This is a genomic window from Solibacillus sp. FSL R5-0691 (assembly GCF_037974225.1).
In the GTDB taxonomy this organism is placed as follows: domain Bacteria; phylum Bacillota; class Bacilli; order Bacillales_A; family Planococcaceae; genus Solibacillus.
In genome coordinates, this window is record NZ_CP150231.1 from 2,476,141 (window position 1) to 2,498,632 (window position 22,492).

18 protein-coding genes are annotated in these 22,492 nt (G+C 38.1%); 4 read left to right on the forward strand and 14 right to left on the reverse strand.

Annotated elements, in window-relative coordinates; translation table 11 throughout:
• Positions 1-12 precede the first annotated feature (12 nt).
• The 8 genes from polA to MKY51_RS12465 form a co-directional block, all read right to left on the reverse strand.
• Complete coding sequence (gene polA / locus MKY51_RS12430; protein ID WP_339172523.1) at positions 13-2,643, reverse strand: DNA polymerase I; 2,631 nt, start codon at positions 2,641-2,643, stop codon at positions 13-15.
• Positions 2,644-3,054: 411 nt separating this feature from the next.
• A complete protein-coding gene (locus tag MKY51_RS12435; protein ID WP_339172525.1) occupies positions 3,055-4,737 on the reverse strand; it encodes a methyl-accepting chemotaxis protein in 1,683 nt (560 codons plus the stop codon).
• Positions 4,738-4,793: 56 nt separating this feature from the next.
• Entirely contained in the window at positions 4,794-5,945 is a 1,152-nt protein-coding gene (locus tag MKY51_RS12440) for an ATP-grasp domain-containing protein (RefSeq protein ID WP_339172528.1), read from the reverse strand.
• 241 nt (positions 5,946-6,186) lie between these two features.
• Positions 6,187-6,627, reverse strand: a complete 441-nt coding sequence (locus MKY51_RS12445; protein ID WP_079528387.1) for a DNA polymerase I — start codon at positions 6,625-6,627, stop codon at positions 6,187-6,189.
• A 167-nt stretch (positions 6,628-6,794) separates the two neighbouring features.
• Positions 6,795-7,868, reverse strand: coding sequence for a protease modulator HflC (locus MKY51_RS12450; protein WP_339172531.1), 1,074 nt, complete (start codon positions 7,866-7,868; stop codon positions 6,795-6,797).
• The gene (gene hflK / locus MKY51_RS12455) at positions 7,865-8,836 is read right to left on the reverse strand and encodes an FtsH protease activity modulator HflK (RefSeq protein WP_339172534.1); all 972 of its coding nucleotides are present in this window, start codon (positions 8,834-8,836) and stop codon (positions 7,865-7,867) included. Before hflK ends, MKY51_RS12450 begins: the two co-directional genes overlap by 4 nt.
• A 267-nt stretch (positions 8,837-9,103) precedes the next feature.
• Entirely contained in the window at positions 9,104-10,642 is a 1,539-nt protein-coding gene (locus tag MKY51_RS12460; protein ID WP_339172536.1) for an ATP-binding protein, read from the reverse strand.
• Complete coding sequence (locus MKY51_RS12465; protein ID WP_339172539.1) at positions 10,642-11,352, reverse strand: response regulator transcription factor; 711 nt, start codon at positions 11,350-11,352, stop codon at positions 10,642-10,644. The genes MKY51_RS12460 and MKY51_RS12465 overlap by 1 nt, the downstream gene beginning before the upstream one ends.
• Positions 11,353-11,715: 363 nt before the next feature.
• On the opposite strand from MKY51_RS12465, the gene MKY51_RS12470 reads away from it, so the two are divergent.
• From MKY51_RS12470 to MKY51_RS12480, 3 genes are read left to right on the forward strand one after another with little or no spacing between them, the layout of a single operon-like run.
• The gene (locus tag MKY51_RS12470; protein WP_339172541.1) at positions 11,716-12,489 is read left to right on the forward strand and encodes an ATP-binding cassette domain-containing protein; all 774 of its coding nucleotides are present in this window, start codon (positions 11,716-11,718) and stop codon (positions 12,487-12,489) included.
• A 13-nt stretch (positions 12,490-12,502) separates the two neighbouring features.
• A complete protein-coding gene (locus MKY51_RS12475) occupies positions 12,503-13,441 on the forward strand; it encodes a sulfonate ABC transporter substrate-binding protein (RefSeq protein ID WP_339172543.1) in 939 nt (312 codons plus the stop codon).
• Positions 13,442-13,453: 12 nt separating this feature from the next.
• The gene (locus tag MKY51_RS12480) at positions 13,454-14,221 is read left to right on the forward strand and encodes an ABC transporter permease subunit (protein ID WP_339172545.1); all 768 of its coding nucleotides are present in this window, start codon (positions 13,454-13,456) and stop codon (positions 14,219-14,221) included.
• A 47-nt stretch (positions 14,222-14,268) separates the two neighbouring features.
• On the opposite strand, the gene mdh is transcribed toward MKY51_RS12480, so the two are convergent.
• The 3 genes from mdh to citZ form a co-directional block, all read right to left on the reverse strand.
• A complete protein-coding gene (mdh, locus tag MKY51_RS12485; protein ID WP_339172548.1) occupies positions 14,269-15,207 on the reverse strand; it encodes a malate dehydrogenase in 939 nt (312 codons plus the stop codon).
• A gap of 208 nt (positions 15,208-15,415) precedes the next feature.
• Positions 15,416-16,678 carry an NADP-dependent isocitrate dehydrogenase gene (gene icd, locus MKY51_RS12490; RefSeq protein ID WP_339172549.1) on the reverse strand — a complete coding sequence of 421 codons (1,263 nt, stop codon included), beginning with the start codon at positions 16,676-16,678 and terminating at the stop codon, positions 15,416-15,418.
• A gap of 79 nt (positions 16,679-16,757) precedes the next feature.
• Positions 16,758-17,873, reverse strand: coding sequence for a citrate synthase (gene citZ / locus MKY51_RS12495; protein ID WP_008407756.1), 1,116 nt, complete (start codon positions 17,871-17,873; stop codon positions 16,758-16,760).
• A gap of 263 nt (positions 17,874-18,136) precedes the next feature.
• Here citZ and MKY51_RS12500 point away from each other — a divergent pair, with 263 nt between their 5' ends.
• Positions 18,137-19,105, forward strand: coding sequence for an AI-2E family transporter (locus MKY51_RS12500; RefSeq protein WP_339172550.1), 969 nt, complete (start codon positions 18,137-18,139; stop codon positions 19,103-19,105).
• Here MKY51_RS12500 and MKY51_RS12505 read toward each other — a convergent pair.
• The 3 genes from MKY51_RS12505 to pfkA form a co-directional block, all read right to left on the reverse strand.
• A complete protein-coding gene (locus MKY51_RS12505; RefSeq protein WP_339172552.1) occupies positions 19,089-19,478 on the reverse strand; it encodes an FxsA family protein in 390 nt (129 codons plus the stop codon). The genes MKY51_RS12500 and MKY51_RS12505 overlap by 17 nt on opposite strands.
• Before the next feature lie 142 nt (positions 19,479-19,620).
• Positions 19,621-21,381: a pyruvate kinase gene (gene pyk, locus MKY51_RS12510; protein WP_339172554.1), complete on the reverse strand. Its 1,761-nt coding sequence runs from the start codon at positions 21,379-21,381 to the stop codon at positions 19,621-19,623.
• A gap of 28 nt (positions 21,382-21,409) precedes the next feature.
• Complete coding sequence (gene pfkA, locus MKY51_RS12515; RefSeq protein WP_339172557.1) at positions 21,410-22,369, reverse strand: 6-phosphofructokinase; 960 nt, start codon at positions 22,367-22,369, stop codon at positions 21,410-21,412.
• Positions 22,370-22,492 lie beyond the last annotated feature (123 nt).

The following is a 22,492-nucleotide window of genomic DNA, read 5'->3' on the forward strand; positions in this document are numbered from 1 at the left end:
AAATGGTACTCCTTACTTCGCATCGTACCATGTAGGACCATATGAAAACTCCACTTTTAACGGCACACTTAACTTAATTGCATTTTCCATCACTTCTGGTACGATACGTTCTAAAATTTCAACTTCTTCTTTTGGTGCTTCAAAAATAAGCTCATCGTGTACTTGTAATAATAATTTTGTCTGTAATCCTTCTTGTTCAAGTCGGGCATTCATGTCAATCATTGCTTTTTTAATAATATCCGCTGCACTTCCCTGGATCGGTGTGTTCATCGCAGTACGCTCCGCAAAACTTCTTAAGTTGAAGTTCGAACTTGTGATGTCCGGCAAGTAGCGGCGTCGATTTAAAATCGTTGTAACGAAGCCTGCTTTCTTCGCTTCTTCAATACTTGTGTCCATATAGTTTTTTACACCCGGGAAGCTTTGCAAATAGTTTTCGATAAAAATCCCAGCTTCTTTACGTGTAATATCAAGGCTTTGTGATAAGCCGTAATCACTAATCCCGTAGACGATACCAAAGTTTACAGCTTTTGCTGTGCGGCGCATTAGGCTTGTCACATCATCCGGATTTTCAAGATTAAACACATCCATTGCCGTACGTGTATGGATGTCCATTCCTTGCTGGAATGCCTCCACAAGCGCATCATCACCGCACATATGAGCCAGTACGCGCAGCTCGATCTGGGAATAGTCTGCCGCAAACAAAATCCAGTCTTTTTTCGATGGAACAAATGCTTTTCGGATTTTGCGTCCTTCTTCCAAACGAATCGGGATGTTTTGTAAATTCGGGTTTGTTGAGCTTAAACGTCCCGTTGAAGTTAATGCCTGCTGGAAACGTGTATGCACTTTGGAATCCGCTTCATGAACCTCTTTCATCAACCCTTCAATATAAGTAGACTTCAGTTTTGCAAGTGTCCGGTATTCCAGAATATGCTTGACAACATCATGCTCGGACTGCAGCTTTTCCAGCACATCGGCCGCTGTTGAGTATCCTGTTTTCGTCTTTTTGATAACAGGTAAGCCCAGTTTATTAAATAAAATAACACCTAGCTGCTTCGGCGAATTGATATTAAACTTCTCGCCTGCCAAATCATAAATTGTCGCTTCCATCACTTCAAGCTTTGCCTTCAGTTCATCGCCCATTTGTCGCAATGTATCGATATTGACTGTTATCCCTTCGCTCTCCATTTTCCCTAAAATATGTGCAAGCGGAAGCTCTAGTTCTTTATATAATTCAAACTGTTCGTTTTCTTTCAATGTTTTCTCTAAAACCGGCTGCAATTTCCATACCGCTACGGCTTTTCGGCTTACATGCTCTGCTACATGATCTGCACCAGGAACGATCCACTTTGCCCCTTTTCCGTACACCGTTTCATTGGCTTGTACATCATGATAACCGAATTCTTTTGCAAGTGTTGCAACATCATCACCTGAAATCGACGGCTTTACAATATACGAAGCTAACAATAAATCGAACTCTACTCCTTTTAGTTCAATTCCTAAACGATGGAGCATCGCTTGTGTCGCTTTACTGTCAGCCACATACTTTTTCTTTGTTTCATCTTCCAACCATGTTTTTAACTCCGCATTATCAACAACATGATCAATTGCTGTATAAACAGTACGTTCCCCATCTGTTAATGCTAAACCGAGGGCATTACAGCTATGATAATGTTCATTTTCCAGCTCCAGATGAATAGCCATCGTATCTTTGAGCATATCAGCCGTAATATGCTCCACATTTTCAAATACGAGTTCAGCTTGTTCTGTTTCTACTGCTTCAAAATCACTTTTTTCGATTAAAGATTTAAACCCAAGCTCCTGCCAGACGTTAAGAAGCGCTTCCTCATCCGGACCTGAATACGCTAAATCATCGAGTGTAATGGTAATCGGGGCATCTGTATGAATAGTCGCAAGCTTTTTAGACAAATGGGCCATTTCTTCATTATCTACCAGCTTTTCTTTCATTTTCGATGCTTTCAATGAATCCATCGCTTCATATAGTTTCTCAATCGTACCGTGTTCCTTCAATAATTTAATCGCTGTTTTTTCACCAACGCCCGGAACTCCCGGAATATTATCCGATTGATCGCCCATAAGCCCTTTCATATCGATAATTTGCTCCGGTGTCAGTCCGTACTTTTCTTCAATATGGGCCGGTGTATATTTTTCAATATCAGTAATCCCTTTACGTGTAATATATACAGTAACATCCTCTGTTGCGAGCTGCGTTAAATCTTTATCTCCTGAAACAACGATAACTTCGATTCCTTGTCCGGCAGCCTGTTTCGCCAACGTTCCGATAATATCATCCGCTTCGTACATTTCCAGTTCATAGCGTTTAATCTTATATGCATCGATCAGCTTACGAATATAAGGGAATTGTTCGGAAAGCTCAGGCGGTGTTTTTTGACGTCCACCTTTATATTCACCAAATGATTCATGGCGAAAAGTCGTTTTTCCGGCATCAAACGCAACTAGCATTTGTGTCGGATTTTCCTCACCGATAATTTTTTGCAGCATTGTTGTAAATCCGTAAGTTGCATTTGTATGAATACCACTGTCATTCGTCAGCAGCGGTAATGCAAAAAAGGCACGGTATGCTAATGAGTTTCCATCTAATAAAAGCAATTTTTGTTTTGTCATGCAAGTTCCTCCATTAATCAATTTCACCTCGATGTGATTAGGCCCGGATTCGAGTCAAATTCACAGGAAGCCAATCAGTCATCCGAAGCTTTTGACCTGATTTTCTTTTAAATACTCATTACCGAATGTGTTGCTCCACCTGGAAGCAGCAACATTTGGCATGTGTTCAAAACGCACCGGAAGAGGTTACGTTACGATTGTATGTTCTCTTTCTACTTTAGCGATTATTGCATTGAATTGCCAACATTAACGCAAATTCTTCTCCAATAAAATTCTTATTCGCCACAAATAAGCTGGACATGAAGATAAAGAAAAAATCCAGATCAATGCATTATCGCATAATCCGGATTTTTCCATCATTGAATTAAGTTCATTTAGTTTAGAAGTTATTTAAACAACTAAAGAATATCTTTATATTTTGAAGTGATTAATTTGGCCTTTTAACTTAATAATCATTTCATTCAATTCATGTGCGATGCTAAGCATTTCTTCAGTCGATGCTGTCTGTTCTTCAATTGATGCAGCAATGCTTTGAGAATGCTCATTGGATTGTTCCAATGACTGAACGGTTACGTCCGTTGTTTCAAGTACCTGATTAGAGTCCGTTACAATGCCTTGGAATGCATCTGTTACATTTTGAATTTCATTTTTCATATTATCCACTAATTTGGAGATCGTATTAAATGTTTCAACAGCCGAATAGATCGTCGCACTTTCCTGCTCGATTTTAGTTACTACACTATTAATGGCAATAACGGATTCATTTGAATCTTTTTGCATTTCGTTAATCAATGTCGTAATATCGCTTGCCGAATTCGCCGATTGTTCTGCCAATGAACGAACCTCATCCGCTACTACTGCGAAACCTTTCCCGTATTCCCCTGCTCTTGCCGCTTCGATTGCCGCATTTAAAGCAAGTAAGTTAATTTGATCTGAAATACTTGAAATAATTTTCGTGATTTGACCAACTTCTAAAGAACGGCTATTCATTTGCTCTGTTTTCAATAGTGACATTTTCGCTGTTTCATTGATTGTTTCGATTCCTGCAACAGATTTATGAATAACTTCTTTTCCTTCTGTTGCTACATTATTAGTATCGATCGCCTCTTGTGCTACTAATTTTGTAACATTGGAAATTTCTGCAATTTTGAATGCAATCTGTTCCACTGCTTCCCGGTTCTGTACAGCGCCTTCTGTAATCATCTCAGTGCTTGAAGCAATTTCCTGAATTGCGCCCGATACTTGATTCGATGTAATGGTTAACTGTTCGATAGTTTCTTTTAATATCGAAGAGCTTTCCTCAACATGCTCCGATGTGTCGTTTACATGGTAGATCGTCTCTCTCAATTGCGATTGCATATCCGAGAAGCTAGATGTTAAATGTCCAATTTCGTCATGACTGGAAACTTCCAATTGTTTTGATAAATCACCATGTGCCACAACTTCAGTGTGGTTTAAAAGCTGATTTAAAGGATTTACGATTTTTTTAGATACGATCACCGCTATAATTGATCCTATAATCAATGCAACAAGCAGGGAAGCTACAATAATCGTAATTAACAATTGATTCAATTCATCAATAAAATCCGCATCGGCATCCAATCCTAGAACAGAGTCCGTCCCTGGAATTTGAAGGAAGGTTGATTGATGTTTTCCATAATCATCTTCATAAATATCGCTCGCCACTATGTCAGTTGTGGAGAGTGCCGCTGTCTGGTCTTCTGTAAAAGCAAGTGGTGTCAGGTAATCATCCGAATTCCCCAATACCAAAATAACTTCTTCTCCATCGACTTTACTCATAATATAGGCATTTTCCAAATCAAACTCATTTTGAAAATCGGTTGTGGCTTCCTGTAATTTTTCATATGAAGCCTTGTTTTTCTTAGCATCATTCACAATACCTGGGTCAAATAGCGTATTGAATTTATCCATACTCATCAATAAATTTTGGTTGTGCTGCGGAATGATCTGGTTATTAATCAGGTTGCTCGAAACTAAAAATAAAATTGAACTAAAAACTATACTTAATAAAATAATCGGTACTAAAATTCCCAATAAAATCCTAGTTTTTACTGAATTAAATTTCTTTAACATTTATATTGCTCTTGAAAACAAGTATTAAATTGTTTCCACCAAGCGTCCCCCCAAATTTAGTTATTTACATGCAAATATTCTTTTTTTTCTACAAACTCCATAAAGTCCAGTGTTAAAATATGGTCATTTTGTGCCAGTGATTCATTGCTGAAGAAAATAACAGCAAACGTTGCACCTTGCCCATGCGGAATATGACGATATTCTAAAATATGGTGGAATTGTTGTTGTAATAATTCATGGTGTATTACAAGCTCATCATCAACCTTTATCTCACCTTCAAACTCGGCACAAGTAAAACTATAAATTTTATTGTCCATTGCATTGATTAAGTCAGCCCAATCCGGTTTTTTCTGTTCGAAAAAGTAGTCGTACGAGTTAACCCCATATGCGAAACTTCCCAATTCTGTCGTACCTGCTCCTGCAAAGCGTAATGGATTCACTTCAATCGGGACGATTGTTCTTTCATCATCCATGCGCAGTTCTATGTGTAGCGGCATTTTGCGTAAATTGAAGATTTCCCCAAGTCCTTGCAGATACTCCGTAATCGGAGCTAAGTAATTTTGCAGCACTTGCTTGCTCGTATAATAAATACGATCACTCATATCTTTTTCGTCTTTGAACATACGCGCAAATAAATTAAGCACAACCGGTTCATTGTTTTCATCAAAGAATAGATCGATTGCAAATTCCTGCCCCTCAATATAACTTTCAATGATAAAGGAATCGCTACCCAAAACATCCTTTGAATCGTTTTCACTCCACTCCATCGTCTCGATTATCCTTTGGAATTCTTGTGCATTCTCTACTCGGTAAACCCCAACACTTGAATATCCGACAGTTGGCTTAAAGATGATCGGATAAGGTAGTGAGGAGAGATCAAGTTGTCCTAATTCAACTGAAGTAGTTTCTAAAAAGAAGAAATCAGGGTAACTCTCAGCTAAACGCTTTCTGAATGCAAATTTGTTTTTAAATAAATTCACTGTTTTTGTTACATGCGATTCTGCATAATATTCATTTAGAATCTGAACAGCTTCTTCGGAATTCATGATAATTAAATCCTCTTGTTGAAATACTTTCTCAAGATTTTGCTCAGCTTGTGATTTGTGATTTAGAATCAACTGTTGTTGAATATCCAAAACCTTTACCTTTTTTTCAATCAATGTTTCTGCTAAAAGCGGTGAAACATAAGCTGTATCTAATAGAATCAAAATTTTCACTTCCTTATATGTATTGAACACTATTCAAACAAAGCGCATTATTACCTAATTTTTCTGAATACATAAGCATTTATACCCTAAAAAAATTATTTTATTATATGCACAAAATACTACACTTGTTATATTATACACATTAATTCAAATTTTCCTATTTATTTTCAATTTTTATTAATAATCTTGCTATAATGCAAAAAAAACGCGCAGGATAAATTCCTGCGCGTTCTATATATCTCTATTTTATTTTATTTTTGAATTTCACAGCATGTACATTGTTTTTTTCTTCTTTATAAAAAATCTCTTCAAAAATAACCGTTAATAAAAAGGCATTTAAAAATGGAATGATCACATACATCGGCATGCCGCCTAAATCGTATGGCATTAAACCGCGCGCAAATACTTCCACGAATCCAATCTGTGTGAAGTAAAAGATCATACCAATACCCACTTGCCAGATCGGACGCTTATCTTCACGTTTTTCGAACCATAGTACTTTCTTGAACGAATCCCGTACATCTTCTGCAATAAACAAGCTTAATACTAAAATAGCAATAAATAAAATTGGTATATGAAAAATTTCCACTTTCACGAAATTAATATTGGATTGATAAAAAAGCGCCGTTACAGATGTTGCCATAATAAATGCAATTAAACTATTTTGTATTACTTTACTCAAACTTCGCCACTCCCCCTATATGAATGAACTAACTATACTATAGTATAACAGTAAAATAATAGTTTCCAATAATATAATTTGAAAATTTAATGAAGTTAAATAATGTAAATTTCTCCACACAAAGAAAAGCCATTCGGAATGATTGTATTCCAAATGGCTTACTATATTTAATCCAATTGACCGGATAACAGTTTAGCATACGGCGAGTCTGACGGAATAATAATCATCGTCTCATTCCCGATTGTTTTCTTGTATGATTCTAACGTTCTGAATAGACTGTAGAATTCCGGATCTTTCGAGTAAGCTGCATTATAGATTTGAGCAGCCTGTGCTTCCCCTTCTGCACGGATGACAGAGGCTTCTTTATTTGCTTTCGCAAGTGTTACCTGTACTTCCTGATCCGTTTTTGCCTCTTTACTGCGCTTTTCCGCATCCCCTTCAGACAGATACTTTTGCGCAATCGATTGACGTTCCGAAACCATTCTTGTATAAACAGATTGCTCGTTTTCTTCCGGTAAATCCGTACGGCGAATACGCACATCAATTACTTCAATACCGAAATTCGCAGAATCAATTAGCTCATTGACACGTTGCGTAACACGGTCGTTAATATTCCCGCGCTTTGAATCTTTTTCATTAATAATATCACCGTATTCCGTCTGACCGAACTCTGTACGAAGTGCCGAATAAATGAACTCCTCCATACGACTTTCCGCATTCAGCAACTGACCGGCATTTGAAATTAAAGCCTTTGGATCTGTTACACGCCAAACCGTATAGTTATCAATAATAATTCGCTTTTTATCTTTCGTACTGATTTCTTCTTCCGTCATATCATGTGTCATTAAATTGCTTGGAAGAGTTGTCACACTTTGAATGAATGGAATTTTCATATGAAGTCCAGGTTTACTTTCGTACTTCACTACTTCCCCGAACTGGCGAACTACTTTATATTCATTTTCTTTTACAATATACAGATTCGCAAATACGATAATTAATGCAGCAAATACAACAGTTAATACAATCACAGAAGATACCCATTGCTTTACATTTACCGGCTTTTTATCTTTCTTTAATGGCGTAGGTGCTTTTTTTGCTTTTGTTTCGCCGTTATTTACTTGTTGATCCGGATCGTTTGCTTTTGGTACTTCCTTTACTTCTTTCGATCCTTTTTTGTTGCCGAATAGTTTTTTCACAAACTCATCTAAATCGCCATCAAAATTATTTTTGTTGTTACTCATTCATTTTTGCTCCCTTCTTTTTTCTCTTCTGTAGAAGGAGGTGTCGTTTGCATTGGCTGAATCGGCAAGTACTTCATCGTACCACTGCCATCATCATTCATAATATAAATTTGGGCATTCGGTAAAACTGCCTCCAATGTTTCGAGCACTAATCGTTCACGTGTAATATCCTTATTCAGGCGGTATTCATCATAAAGCTGATTAAAGAGCGCTACTTCACCTGTCGCTTGCTCGATACGTGAAGCTTTTTCCCCTTCCGCTTTTGAAAGGATTGCCGCTGCTTCACCAACCGCTTCACTCACACGCTGGTTTTCATATTTTTCCGCTTCGTTAATCTTTGTATTTTTTGTCTCCCGTGCATCGGTAACGTCCGTAAATGCAGCACGTACTTCTTCATTCGGTACTTCTACATCTTGAAGCTTTACTCCTAAAACCCCAATACCGATGTCGTACTTATCGATTAATGATACGAGCAATTCACGTGTTTCTGCTTCAATATCCGCTTTCCCATCCGTTAATGCCTCATCGATCGTTGAGCTGCCAATGATTGAACGAATCGCACTGGAAGTCGCATTATGTAAAATCGTTCGCGGCTCCTGTGAACTAAATAAATATTTTTTTGGCTCAACAATACGCCATTGAACTACAAGGTCTGTTAAAACAATATTTTCATCACCTGTAATCATTTTTGTTTCTTTATCGAATGCTTCCACCGTACCGTCCGGGTTTTGCTTATAACCGAACTGTAAACTGTATGTCTCTTTTGATAAAATCTCTACAGACTGTATTGGCCATGGCAATTTAAAATGAAGTCCTGAATCTTGTATTGTCTCATCCGCTTGACCAAATGTAATTACTACTGCCTGTTCCGATTCATCTACTGTATACCAGGATGTCGTCACAACAATAATAGCTACGACAGCCAATAGAATTAATGCTACCCACATTAATGTTCTTTTTACACTCATCGTATAAAGCCTCCTTACTTTTCAATTTCCCCTTATTCTACGGGTAATGAATTGTAAAAGTTTCATATTTTTTCAAAATGAGCTTTCAGAAATTTAAAACACAAAAAACTGCGCAGAAAGCTATTTACTTTTTGCGCAGTTTCTTCAATATAATATTTAATTTCTTGCTAAGCATTACCTTCTTTTAGAAACGGGGGTTTCTATTAAGAACTATAACACTGCAATTTAAAGTTCAATTGAATGTTTTGTAAATTTACTGTTAAATTTTTAATCTTTCAATGGTAAAAACACTTTAATACTTGTCCCTTTTCCAATTTCGCTTTCAACTATGATTTTTCCGTTATGCGCTTCAATTAAATGTTTTACGATAGACAACCCAAGACCTGTGCCCCCGGAATTTCGGCTGCGTGCACGGTCTACCCTGTAAAACCGCTCAAAAATACGGGAAATTTCCGCTTTTTCAATTCCGATTCCTTCATCTTTCACTTCAAATATCCCGTATCGTTCATTGGCACTAATTCGCAGCGTAACGGTTGTTTCTTCTTTCGAATAGGCAATGGCATTATTAATGAGATTCGTGAAAATTTGCATTAAACGATTTACATCGCCTAAAATGACCGCATCCTGCTCTATCTCCACATTAAACTGCATATTTTTATTTTCCAATTGCGCACTTGTCAGATCAACAACCCGAACTAAAATATCCTGCAGCTTTGTCGGCACTACATCAAGTGTAAAACCGTGTCGCTCAATTTTGGATAGCTCGAGCAAATCATTGACGAGTACCTGAATCCGATTGCTTTCATCATAAATTATCGTTAAAAATGACAACAGCATCTGCTCATCTTTAAATGCCCCATCCAGAAGCGTCTCTGAAAATCCTTTAATCGATGTAATCGGTGTCCGAAGTTCATGCGAAACATTCGCTACGAAATCTTTTCGAATCTGCTCCAATCGCACAAGTTCACTTATATCATGCATAACAATTACGACACCTAGCCAGCGTCCATGTTCACCAACAACCGGTGCTCCGTAAACTTGCTCATAATATTCTTCATTCGCGATTTCCATTTCAAGCTGCTGACGATAGGGTAATTCCGTCAAAAAAACATGATCAATAAACTTTTCAAGCTCTTTCGGCAAACCGAGCATCATAAAATTCTTGCCAATAAGCTGTTCTTTCGGCAGCTCGAACAATGTCTGGAATTTCCTGTTTACAATCGAGATATTCCCTTCACGGTCAATCATCATTAATGCACTGCCCATATTTTCAATTAATGTTTTCAAACGTTCTTCTTCAATCGCTCTTGTTTTCGTAATATCCTGTAAATTACGGGCCAAAATATTAATCGAATTTCTTAACTCAACAATCGTATTCGGTCCATTCGCAAAAGCACGGGCACGGTAATTACCTTTCGAGAGTTCTCTAGCGGTTTTTGTAATATTCATAATCGGTGTAATGAAATTGCTGACAACCCGGTATGCCATAAAACTCATAATTACTAAACCGCCCACTAATAAAGCGGCAATAATGAGATAAATTTTTTGTTTTGTACGTTGTAAGTCTTCTGTATGTCGATTAATTTCATAAGTACCAATAATGGCCTCTTTCTGGGTTTCCGTAAGTTCAATCTGCTCCTGAACGATTACTTGCTCCAATTGCTTCTCGGAATCCTTTGTTGCTTCATGAACAAATTCATCGGCGAAAAAAGGAAAAAGCTGCCCTATGAACAATCCTAGAACAGCTAAACTTGATCCAATTACTAAAATAAACGAATAAAACAAACGATTTTTCATTGCGTTCATTATTTTTTTGGCTCCTCAAATTTATAACCTAAACCACGGATTGTTTTAATAAACAGTGGTTTACGGCTATTTTCTTCAATTTTATCCCTTAGATGACTAATATGTACGTCTACGATTCGAGTATCACCGGCAAAATCATAGTTCCATACGGCACTCAGCAGCTGATCACGTGTTAAAACACGGTTTTTATTTTTAAGCAGATATACTAGCAACTCAAATTCCTTTGGTGTGAACTCCAAAGCCTCTTCATCAATAAATGCTTCAAATCGCTCAGGGAAAACTTTCAAGTTACCGAATGAATAGACAACTTCACCCGATTCAACTGTTTCTTCTACAACCGGTCCAGAAAAACGTCGCAGCACAGCCTTCACTCGAGCGATTACTTCACGCGGGCTGAATGGCTTTGTCATATAATCATCCGCACCGAGCTCTAAACCTAATACTTTATCAAATTCATCGTCTCTCGCAGTCAACATAATAATCGGGATATTGATGCGCAAACGTCTTAATTCTTTACACACTTCAACACCATCAAGTTTCGGAAGCATTAAATCCAATAAGATCAGATCCGGTGCTTGTTCCACTGCTGTATCAAGGCCAGCTTGACCATCATGGGCCAACAGCACATCAAAACCTGCTTGCTCCAAATTATATTTTAATAATGTTGCAATTGGCATTTCATCTTCTACTACTAAAACCGTTTTAACCATTGTAAATTCCTCCAAAATCGATTTGAAACCCCCATCTCAAAATCAATCTTCCAGTGGATGGCTATCAACTAATTCGTAAATATGAACTGATTAGATCACTATCCTCATAGTAACAACTTTTTTTGAAAAGTACAATTATTCCTCTATTCAGGTATCCATTACCCGTGTATACTTAATTAAATCTTTAATCCTTATTAATTCGATAGGTAAAATAATTTTTACTATTGACTGAATATTTATTATTATGGTAACATTTAGAAAAATTGTTGTTGTACCTTTGTTGTCAGGCAGGGGGAAATTTTTTTAACAACAATTCCTAGTAAATCAATATGTTAAGTATTTTAACGGAAAGTAGGTGCTTCCATGACAAATGGAATCAATATTGAGTTAGTAAATTTAACAAAAAGTTTTGGTGAAAAACAAGTTTTAAAGGATATTAATTTAACCATTCCCGCAGGACAATTCGTGGCAATCGTCGGAAAAAGCGGATGCGGAAAAAGTACACTTCTTCGTATTATTGCAAATTTAGAACAGAAAACTGCCGGAGACTCTCTAAAGGATGGCATTCAACAGGAAGACTTTTCAGGTGTTCGCGTTATGTTCCAGGAAGATCGTCTACTCCCATGGCTGTCTGTACTTGAAAATGTAGGGGTTGGCACTGAGCTGAAAAAGGATTGGAAACCGATCGCATTAAAATCACTTGAACATGTAGGTTTAGAAGACCGCGCAAAAGAGTGGCCACATGTACTTTCAGGAGGCCAAAAACAACGGGTTGCTTTAGCCCGTGCGCTTAGTGCACAGCCAAGACTATTGTTATTGGATGAACCGCTTGGTGCCTTGGATGCATTGACACGACTGGAAATGCAAAATCTTATTGAACAATTGTGGTTAAAACAAAAGTACACATCACTACTCGTGACACATGATGTGGCAGAAGCAATTGCATTGGCAGATCGAATTATTTTAATCGAAGACGGGAACGTTGCTTTAGATTTGCCGGTAAAACTTCCTCGTCCAAGAACCCGTTCAAATCCGCAATTTGCCGAGCTCGAGGAAACCTTGCTTCAGCATCTATTAGGACAGCAACCAAAAACAGCAACACCAATCAAACAAAAAGAATTACAAGCGATTATTTAAGGAGGTATTACAAATGAAAAAACTATTATCTGTCTTTTTACTTTTAACTTTATCGATTATTTTAGTCGGGTGCTCCTCATCAAATGCCGAAAATAAGAAAGTTCGAATCGGTTATCAGAAAAACGGCACAACCTTACTATTAAAAGCGAATGGCGAACTGGAATCACGTTTAAAGGAACTAGGCTATTCAGTGGAATGGTCAGAATTCAATACAGGAAGTTCAATTATGGAAGCATTAAACTCCGGAGCGATCGATTTTGCCAATGCAAGTGATGCCCCATCAATGATGGCATTATCAAAAGGAATGAAATTCAAGTACATCGCTGGTGAAGAACCATCTCCACAAATGGAAGGGATTTTAGTAAAGAATGATGGATCTATTCAATCAATCGAACAATTGAAAGGGAAGAAAATTGCGTACAATAAAGCTTCCATCTCCGAATATTTATTAGTTACTGCTCTGGAAACAGTAAATCTGACATTGGATGATGTAGAATCTGTTATTTTAAGCCCTGCAGATGCGACGATTGCATTTCAAAACGGTGAGGTTGATGCCTGGGTAACTTGGGATCCGTATATGACGGTCTCAGAAAGTAAAGGCAATAAAATTTTAGCTACAGCAGAAGGCATTGTGGAACACCGCAGTTTCTACTATGCATCTGATAAATTTATTGAATCCAATAAGGATGCAGTCGTAGCCTACGTGGAGGAGTTATCTAAAGTCGGTGAAGCAATTGATGCTGATTCAAGTGATGCAGCCGAAATTCTTGAAGAAAATACAGGTATCGAAGCAGATATTTGGGTAACAAGCTTAGCCCGCCGCTCATCTGTCGCTACTTATATTGACGAAGCTGCAGAGGCAGATTTGCAACGATTAAATGAAGATCTTTATGACATCGGATTAACAACGAATCTTGTAGAAGATCTTGAAAATTATATTTGGAAACCATAAGAGGTGAATAAAATGAAGAAGAAAAAATGGTTCCATTTGATTGAGCCGTGGATCATTCCTATTTTGATTATTGTCGTATGGGAAATATCGAACAAAACAGGTATCCTTGCCAATACCATTTTGCCTGCCCCTTCCGATGTAGTAAAAGCAGGCTATGAACAAGCAGTTTCCGGTGTTCTGTTTGATCACCTTCAAATTAGTACGACGCGTGCTCTAATCGGGTTCCTGATTGGCGGGAGTATCGCATTTGTAATCGGAATTTTAAATGGGATCGTCCCTTTTGCACAGCGTTATTTGGATACAACTATTCAAATGCTGCGTAATATTCCGAATTTGGCACTCATCCCATTAGTAATTATTTGGTTTGGTGTTGGGGAAGAAGGAAAGATTTTCTTAGTGGCCATCAGCGTGTTTTTCCCGATTTACGTCAATACATACCATGGCATCCGCAATGTTGATCCACGGTTAATCGAAATGGGAAAAATTTATAATCTTTCGAAATACAAACTGTTTTTTAAAGTGATTATTTTAGGTGCTATGCCATCCATTTTAGTTGGTATCCGTTACTCTTTAGGAATTATGTGGCTCACATTAATTGTTGCAGAAACCGTTGCGGCAAGTTCAGGAATCGGCTATATGTCGATGAATGCCCGTGAATATATGCAACTTGATATCGTTGTGTTAGCCATTATTTTATATGCTATTTTAGGTAAAATTGCCGATTCCATTGCAAAACTGTTAGAGAAAAAATTATTAAAATGGAATCCTGTGTACCAGTAAAAGATAAAAAGGGCTTCGGTGTATACAGCCGAAATGCCCTTTTTTCGTTATTTCAGTGCTTTCATTACATCTTTAACAGCATCTGCAGATAGATCTAGCGCTGTCTTTTCATCTGCTGTCAGCTCAAGTTCGAATATTTTCTCGATACCGCCAGCTCCCAATAATGTCGGCACACCTAAGTATATCCCATCATATCCATACTCGCCCTCTAAATAAGCTATAGCCGGCAATACTCGTTTCTGATCTTTTAAAATGGCTTCTGCCATTTCCACCATTGCCGCAGCAGGTGCATAATAAGCTGAACCATTCCCTAAAAGACTTACGATTTCACCGCCACCAACACGGGTACGCTGCACGATTTCCTCTAAACGTTGGGCAGGGATTAAGCTTTGTAAAGGAACGCCGCCTACAGAAGCATACCGTGTTAAAGGCACCATTGTATCCCCGTGGCCGCCTAATACAAGAGCAGATATATCTTTTACCGATACATTCAGTTCCTCGGCAATAAAAGCACGGAAACGGGCAGTATCCAATACCCCGGATTGTCCGATAACTCGATGTTTCGGAAAGCCGGATTCTTTAAAGACCGTATAAGTCATCGCATCAACTGGGTTTGTGAGTACGATGATTGTTGCATCAGGTGAGGTAAGGGCTATTTCCGTTGCAACAGCTTTCATCACACCCTGATTAATCTGAACTAAATCGTCACGACTCATTCCTGGTTTACGGGCAACACCCGCAGTTATTAAAACGACATCCGAGTTTGCTGTATCCTCATAGTCGGAAGAGCCTTTTACATAAGAATCAAAACCTTGTACGGGCGCTGCTTCCCACATGTCCAATGCTTTCCCCTTCGTAGGATTTTCCGCTGATGGAAGATCAATAATTACTACATCGCCTAATTCTTTCTGCGCGGCTAAAAATGCTGCGGTTGCACCTGTAAATCCACTACCAATAACTGAGATTTTTTTACGTTTTAATGTCACCTAGAACCACTCCTTCATCGTAATTATCTGTACACAAGAAAATTATATACAAAAAAAGGGAGAAAACATAATGTTCTCTCCCTTTTTAACATATCCAAGTATTAAAAGTAAACTATTTCCAATAATGTAAATTATATAACAATATTATTCCTTACTAAACAATTTGTTCATAATTTCACATAAATAGGCAAATGTGTAAAACTTTTAATTAGAAGTTTTCGATTAATTTTGTAGCGAATTCAGAACATTTAACTTCTGTAGCGCCATCCATTAAACGTGCGAAGTCATAAGTTACATATTTAGAAGAGATTGTTTTCTCTACTGATTTAGTAATTAAGTCCGCAGCTTCTTGCCATCCTAAGTGCTCAAGCATTAATACGCCTGATAATAATACTGAAGATGGGTTTACTTTATCTTGTCCAGCATACTTAGGTGCAGTACCGTGAGTAGCTTCGAAAATAGCGTGACCAGTTAAGTAGTTAATGTTAGCACCTGGAGCGATACCGATACCACCAACTTGAGCAGCTAATGCGTCAGAGATGTAGTCACCGTTTAAGTTCATAGTTGCTACTACGTCGAACTCGTTAGGACGAGTTAAGATTTGTTGTAAGAAGATATCAGCGATAGAATCTTTTACGATGATTTTGCCTTCTGCAACAGCTTTAGATTGTGCTTCGTTAGCAGCAGCTTCGCCTTGCTCAGCTTTGATTGCATCGTATTGGTTCCAAGTGAATACTTTGTCGCCGAATTCAGCTTCAGCTACATCGTAACCCCATTGTTTGAATCCACCTTCAGTGAATTTCATGATGTTACCTTTGTGTACTAAAGTTACTGATGGACGGTTGTGAGAAATAGCGTACTCGATTGCAGAGCGTACTAAACGTTCAGTACCTTCTTTAGATACAGGTTTAATACCTAAACCAGAAGTTTCTGGGAAGCGAATTTTGTTAACGCCTAATTCGTTTTGTAAGAAGTTTAATAATTTCTTTTGCTCGTCAGAACCAGCTTTGTACTCGATACCAGCATAGATATCTTCTGTGTTTTCACGGAAGATTACCATGTCAACATCTTCTGGACGTTTAACTGGTGAAGGAACACCGTCAAAGTGACGTACTGGACGTAAGCAAACATATAAATCCAACTCTTGACGTAATGCTACGTTTAGAGAGCGGATACCGCCGCCGATTGGAGTTGTTAAAGGACCTTTAATAGCGATTAAATATTCGTTGATTTTTTCTAAAGTTTCAGCTGGTAACCATTCGCCAGTTTGGTTGAATGCTTTTTCACCTGCTAATACTTCTAACCATTCGATTTTCTTTTCACCGTTGTAAGCTTTTTCTACAGCTGCGTCAATTACGCGAGATGCTGCTGCCCAGATATCTGGACCGATACCGTCACCCTCGATGAAAGGAATAACAGGATTGTTTGGAACGTTTAATTTACCATTCTCTACTACGATTTTGTTAGTCATTGGAAATTTGCCTCCTAATAATCATAAATCTAGGACTGTGTCAAATCACAGTCCCAGATATTTTAACATACTTTTTTAATTAGCGCTCGTTAATTGGAACGTATTTTTGCATATCTGGACCAACATACTCCGCACGTGGACGGATTAGACGGTTGTTTGCATACTGCTCTAAAATGTGCGCTACCCAACCTGAAGTACGAGATACTGCGAAGATTGGTGTGAATAAGTCATGCTCGATACCTAAAGAATCATATACTGATGCTGAGAAGAAATCTACGTTTGCAGGTAATTTCTTTTGTTCAACGATCATATCATGGATTTTTACTGACATATCGTATAATTCTGGTTTGCCTGTTAATTTAGTAAGCTTTTCAGACATTACACGTAAGTGAGGTGCACGTGGGTCGCCTTTACGGTAAACGCGGTGACCGAAGCCCATGATTTTTTCTTTGTTATCTAATTTGTTTTGAACCCAAGATTCAACTTTATCGATTGAACCGATTTCAGTTAACATTTTCATAACTTGCTCGTTAGCACCACCGTGTAATGGGCCTTTTAAAGCGCCGATTGCAGAAGTAACACCAGAGTATACATCTGATAATGTTGCAACACATACACGTGCAGTGAATGTAGAAGCATTTAATTCGTGGTCAGCGTGTAAAATTAACGCTTTATCGAATGCTTCGATTTCGATTGCTGCTGGTTCTTCACCTTTCAGCATATATAAGAAGTTTGCTGCATAACCTAATTCTGGTTTTGGAGCAACTGGTTCTTTACCTTGACGTACACGAGCAAAAGTAGTTACTACAGTACCAATTTTTGCTTGTAAACGGATTGCTTTACGGTAGTTTGCTTCAGCTTCCATAACATCTGCTTCTTCGTCAAATGCACCTAACATAGATACAGCTGTACGAAGTGCCGCCATTGGGTGCACTGTGTTTAAAGGCATAGATTTGAATAAATCTGTGATTGCCGCTGGAATTTCCATATTTTTAGCTAGTTCTTCTTTTAAGTTAGCTAATTCTTCAGCGTTTGGTAAACGCGTGTTCCATAACAAGAATACTACTTCTTCAAAAGTCGCATTGTTAGTTAGGTCGTCGATGCCATACCCTACATATGTAAGTGTATCATCGATAATTGAAGAAATTTTCGATTCTGCTGCTACGATACCTTCTAAACCTTTTGTTGCTGACATAAAAAATCGCTCCTTCACTTAGTAAATTAATTTTGTAAGTGCTTTCTTTTTACTCTATTAAAAAGTCGCACACTCATATCGTTCTGCTCAATTGAACCTATAAGTAAATCGCTTACAAATTTCATTATAATCAATTTTGACGGCTTTGTGAATGAATTAGTAGGATTTTAGGAAAAAACCACATATCTGATAGAATTCGTGCAAAAAAGAGAATTTACAATTTGTAACGAGTTATTAAAGGTATTAATTAGGAGTTGAGATAAATGGATTATACAAATAAAACAAACCAATGGCTAGTAAAAAGTAGGAATATTATCGTTCTCTTACTTTATATCATACTTTTTTATTTCATTCCGCCAATAATTTTCGGACTGTTTTTTGCTTATTTATTGTTTCCCGTTTTCCTCTTTTTCAAGCAACAATTCAGACTGCCCTTCTTTCTCGTCGTCATTATACTTTCCGTCTTTCTAATTTCTGTTGTCGTCTCGGTTATCCTGCTCATCATTCACAGTTTTATCACCATTCTTCCTCAGCTGCAGTCAACACTTTTGTCTTTGGACAGCACCTATATGAAACATCCGCTACTTCCGTTTATTGTTGAAAAACTTCAAAGTTTAATAAGGGACTTGCTGTTCTACACGATCAATTTTATAAAGAATAGTTTTCAGTCTATATTTGAATTTTTCATTTTCATTGTGACATTCTACTTCGCATTGATGGAAAGCTATAAAAACCGGTTATGGTTTTTCGCTTATATTCCGAAAGCGTATCGCACTACATGGGCCCGCTACTTTCAAAAAGGAATGGAGCTTATCGGCCGCTTTATCGTAGTCGAAATGCAATTGTTTACGCTGACATTCATTCTGTTATGTATAGGGTTTTACTTTTTGAAGTTTGAAGCATTTGTTATTAAAGCCTTTTTAATCGCTTTTGCAGACTGCCTGCCTTTTTTAGGAATCGGAATTTTCCTTATTCCCGTTTCGATTTATTATTTTATTGTAAATGAACCGGTCATGGGCATTGCTATTCTCGTACTGTACTTTATTGTCCAAATGATAAGGCAGCTAACTGAATCAATGCTCTGGTCGCATACGTTACATTTACGAATGATCCACACATTTCTGATCAGCGCTGCCTCAGTTTTATTATTCGGTTTTTATGGAATCATCCTCAGTCCAATATTATTGATGATTGCCATTAAAGTAAAACAACATGCTATTTTTGCAAAATAACAACTTGTCCCCTCTTCATTTTTTTACGTAAAAAATAGAAGATGACCGGTTTAAATAAGTTTCGTGTAATGCCTGATACAAATAATAATCCAAGAATATCCGTAATGAAACCCGGTAATGCCAACAGAATTCCGCCAATAAAAATCATAAATGTTTCAATGACCGGTACTGCTGGTGGCTGACCTTGTTTCATGCTTTTTTGAATATCCTGTATAGATTTTGTTCCGCGTTTTTTGGCGATTAATACTCCTGCTATGGATGTGAAAGTGATTAATAATAATGTATAGAAAACACCGATCGCGTTTCCAATTACGATAAATACCGCAATTTCGGCAAATACGAGTGCGAGTAATCCAAATAAAAATTTTTTCATTTATGAACCCCCTCTTCTACTATTTTATACGAAACAGTGGAAAAAAAGTTTCAAAAGAGCTTATAACATAAAACAAACCACCATTCTCATTGTAAGAATTGGTGGTTTTGCTTTACTAAATTATATTTAACGGTTATTACTCTTAAAGAACGCTGGCGTGGCCTTTATAAATGACACCCGTTTCGGCATCCATTGTAATTTCCTGTCCGTGCTGAATTAGAGTCGTTGCTTCTTTTACACCGACAATTACAGGAATTCCCAAGCTTAAGCCGACTACAGCAGCATGGGATGTTAATCCGCCTTCTTCTGTAATAATACCTGCGCATTTTTCGATTGCCGGCATCATTTCACGGTCAGAGCCTACTGTAACAATAATTGCTCCTTCAGTATCGTAAGCTAATGCTTCTGATGCATTGTTAGCAATAATCGCATTACCAACAACTGATAGTTTACCGATACCTTGTCCACGTGCCAATAAGTCACCAATTACATGTACTTTCATTAAGTTCGTCGTACCCGCTTCACCAACCGGAAGACCAGCTGTAATTACAACTACATCTCCATGGCTGACGAATTCATGTTTTAGCGCTTCATCAACAGATAACTCTAAAATCTCATCCGTTGTAGAAACACGTTGCGTTAAAATTGGTTTCACGCCCCATACTAATGTCAATTTCTGAGCGACATTTGGCTGACTTGTAACCGCAATTATTGATACACCTGGTCGATATTTTGCAATCATTCTTGCCGTATTTCCGCTTTCAGTTGGAGCTAATACTGCTTTAACACCAAGGTTAATCGAAGTATAGGCAACTGCCTGGGAAATCGCTTCTGTCATATTCGCTTCTTTTTCACGGCTTCGTGCCGATACAATTGCTCGGTAATCCAAAGCATTTTCCGTACGGATTGCAATTTTGTTCATTGTCGCTACAGATTCTACCGGATAAAGTCCTGCTGCCGTTTCACCTGAAAGCATGATTGCATCTGTACCATCCATAATAGCATTCGCAACGTCTGATGCTTCCGCACGAGTCGGACGAGGGTTGCGCTGCATTGAGTCAAGCATTTGTGTAGCTGTAATAACAGGCTTGCCGACTTGGTTACATTTTTTGATCAATGATTTTTGTACTAACGGTACTTCTTCTGCAGGAATTTCTACACCTAAGTCCCCACGCGCTACCATTAAACCGTCTGACACTTCGATAATTTCATCGATGTTGTCAACGCCTTCCTGGTTTTCGATTTTAGGAATAATTTGAATGTGGCTTCCACCATTTTGTTCCAACAGCTCACGAATTTCTAGGACATCTTTTGCTGTACGAACAAATGAAGCGGCGATGAAATCGATGCCTTGCTCAATACCGAATAAAATATCCGCAGCATCTTTTTCTGTAATACCAGGTAATTTCACAGAAACGCCTGGTACGTTCACACCTTTTTTATTCTTTAAAATACCGGCGTTTTCAACGATTGTATGAATTAACCCTTGTTCTGTATCTTTCGCAAGTACACGCAATTCGATTAAGCCGTCATCCAATAAGATAATATCGTTTTGGTCTACGTCTTCAATCAGCTGATCATATGTGATGGAGAAACGTGATTCATTCCCTAAAACTTCTGTCATCGAAATATCGATTACTTGCCCTGTTACTAAATGCAACTCACCATTTTCCATTGAGTGTGTTCTGATTTCAGGTCCTTTTGTGTCCAATAAAATTCCAACCGGTTTTTTCATGCGTTCTGCTGCTTCACGAATTGAGGCAATACGGTTTGCATGTTCTTCATGATTTCCGTGTGAGAAGTTTAAGCGGGCAACATTCATCCCTGCATCAATTAACTTTTCTAACATTTCTGGTGATTCACTAGCTGGTCCAATAGTACAAACAATTTTAGTTTTTCTCATAGTTTTGTCATCTCCGTTTTTATGCACTTTAAATTGAAAGCTCTTTTGATAATGTATACAGACTTAAGTCTGCTTGGTGCTTAGTTTCAAATGCTTTTCTTAAATCATAATCGATTATAGCGTGATTTTTCACGCCAACTGCTCTTCCACCTTTGTTTTCCAACAATAGCTCTACCGCTCTTGCACCAAATCGGCCTGCTAACACACGGTCCCGAGCAGATGGAGATCCTCCTCGCTGTATATGGCCTAATACAGATGTACGAATTTTAATTCCTGTGCGTTCTTCAAGAAGCTGCGCAAGTTTATGCCCATTCATTACACCTTCAGCTACAATAATAATACTATGGCGCTTTCCGCGGGCTGCCCCACGCTCAAGACGTTTTACAATATCATCCAGCTCGTACGATTCTTCAGGTATTAAAATCGATTCCGCACCTGCGGCCAATCCTGCCCAAAGAGCAATGTCTCCTGCATCGCGGCCCATTACTTCAATAACAAACGTATTTTCATGACTTGTTGCCGTGTCACGGATTTTATCGATTGATTCGACTACTGTATTAAGTGCCGTATCAAAGCCAATCGTATATTCTGTACCAGGTACGTCATTGTCGATTGTACCGGGAATGCCCACACACGGGAATCCTTTATCAGATAATTGCATGGCTCCACGATAAGTACCATCTCCGCCTATGACAACTAACCCTTCGATCCCCTCTTCTTTCATGCGTTCGATCGCTCTATTTTGAATATCATCCTGCTTAAATTCAGGGAAACGTGCTGAATACAGTTTCGTACCGCCTCGTTGAATAATATCGCCAACAGAACCAATATCTAAAAGCTCGAAGTTCCCGTTATAGAGACCTTCATAACCATGATATACCCCGACAACATCAACATTGTGAAAACTCGCTTTACGAACGACTGCACGAATAACAGCATTCATCCCTGGTGCGTCTCCACCACTCGTTAAAACCGCAATCTTCTTCATACGACCTTTTCCTCCTATTACGCTGTTACTAACCACATTAACAGAAAATACGCTCATATGTAACTATTCTAGAAAACAAATTGTAAAGCTTTTGAAAAAAATGAAGAATGCGCTCACACGCAT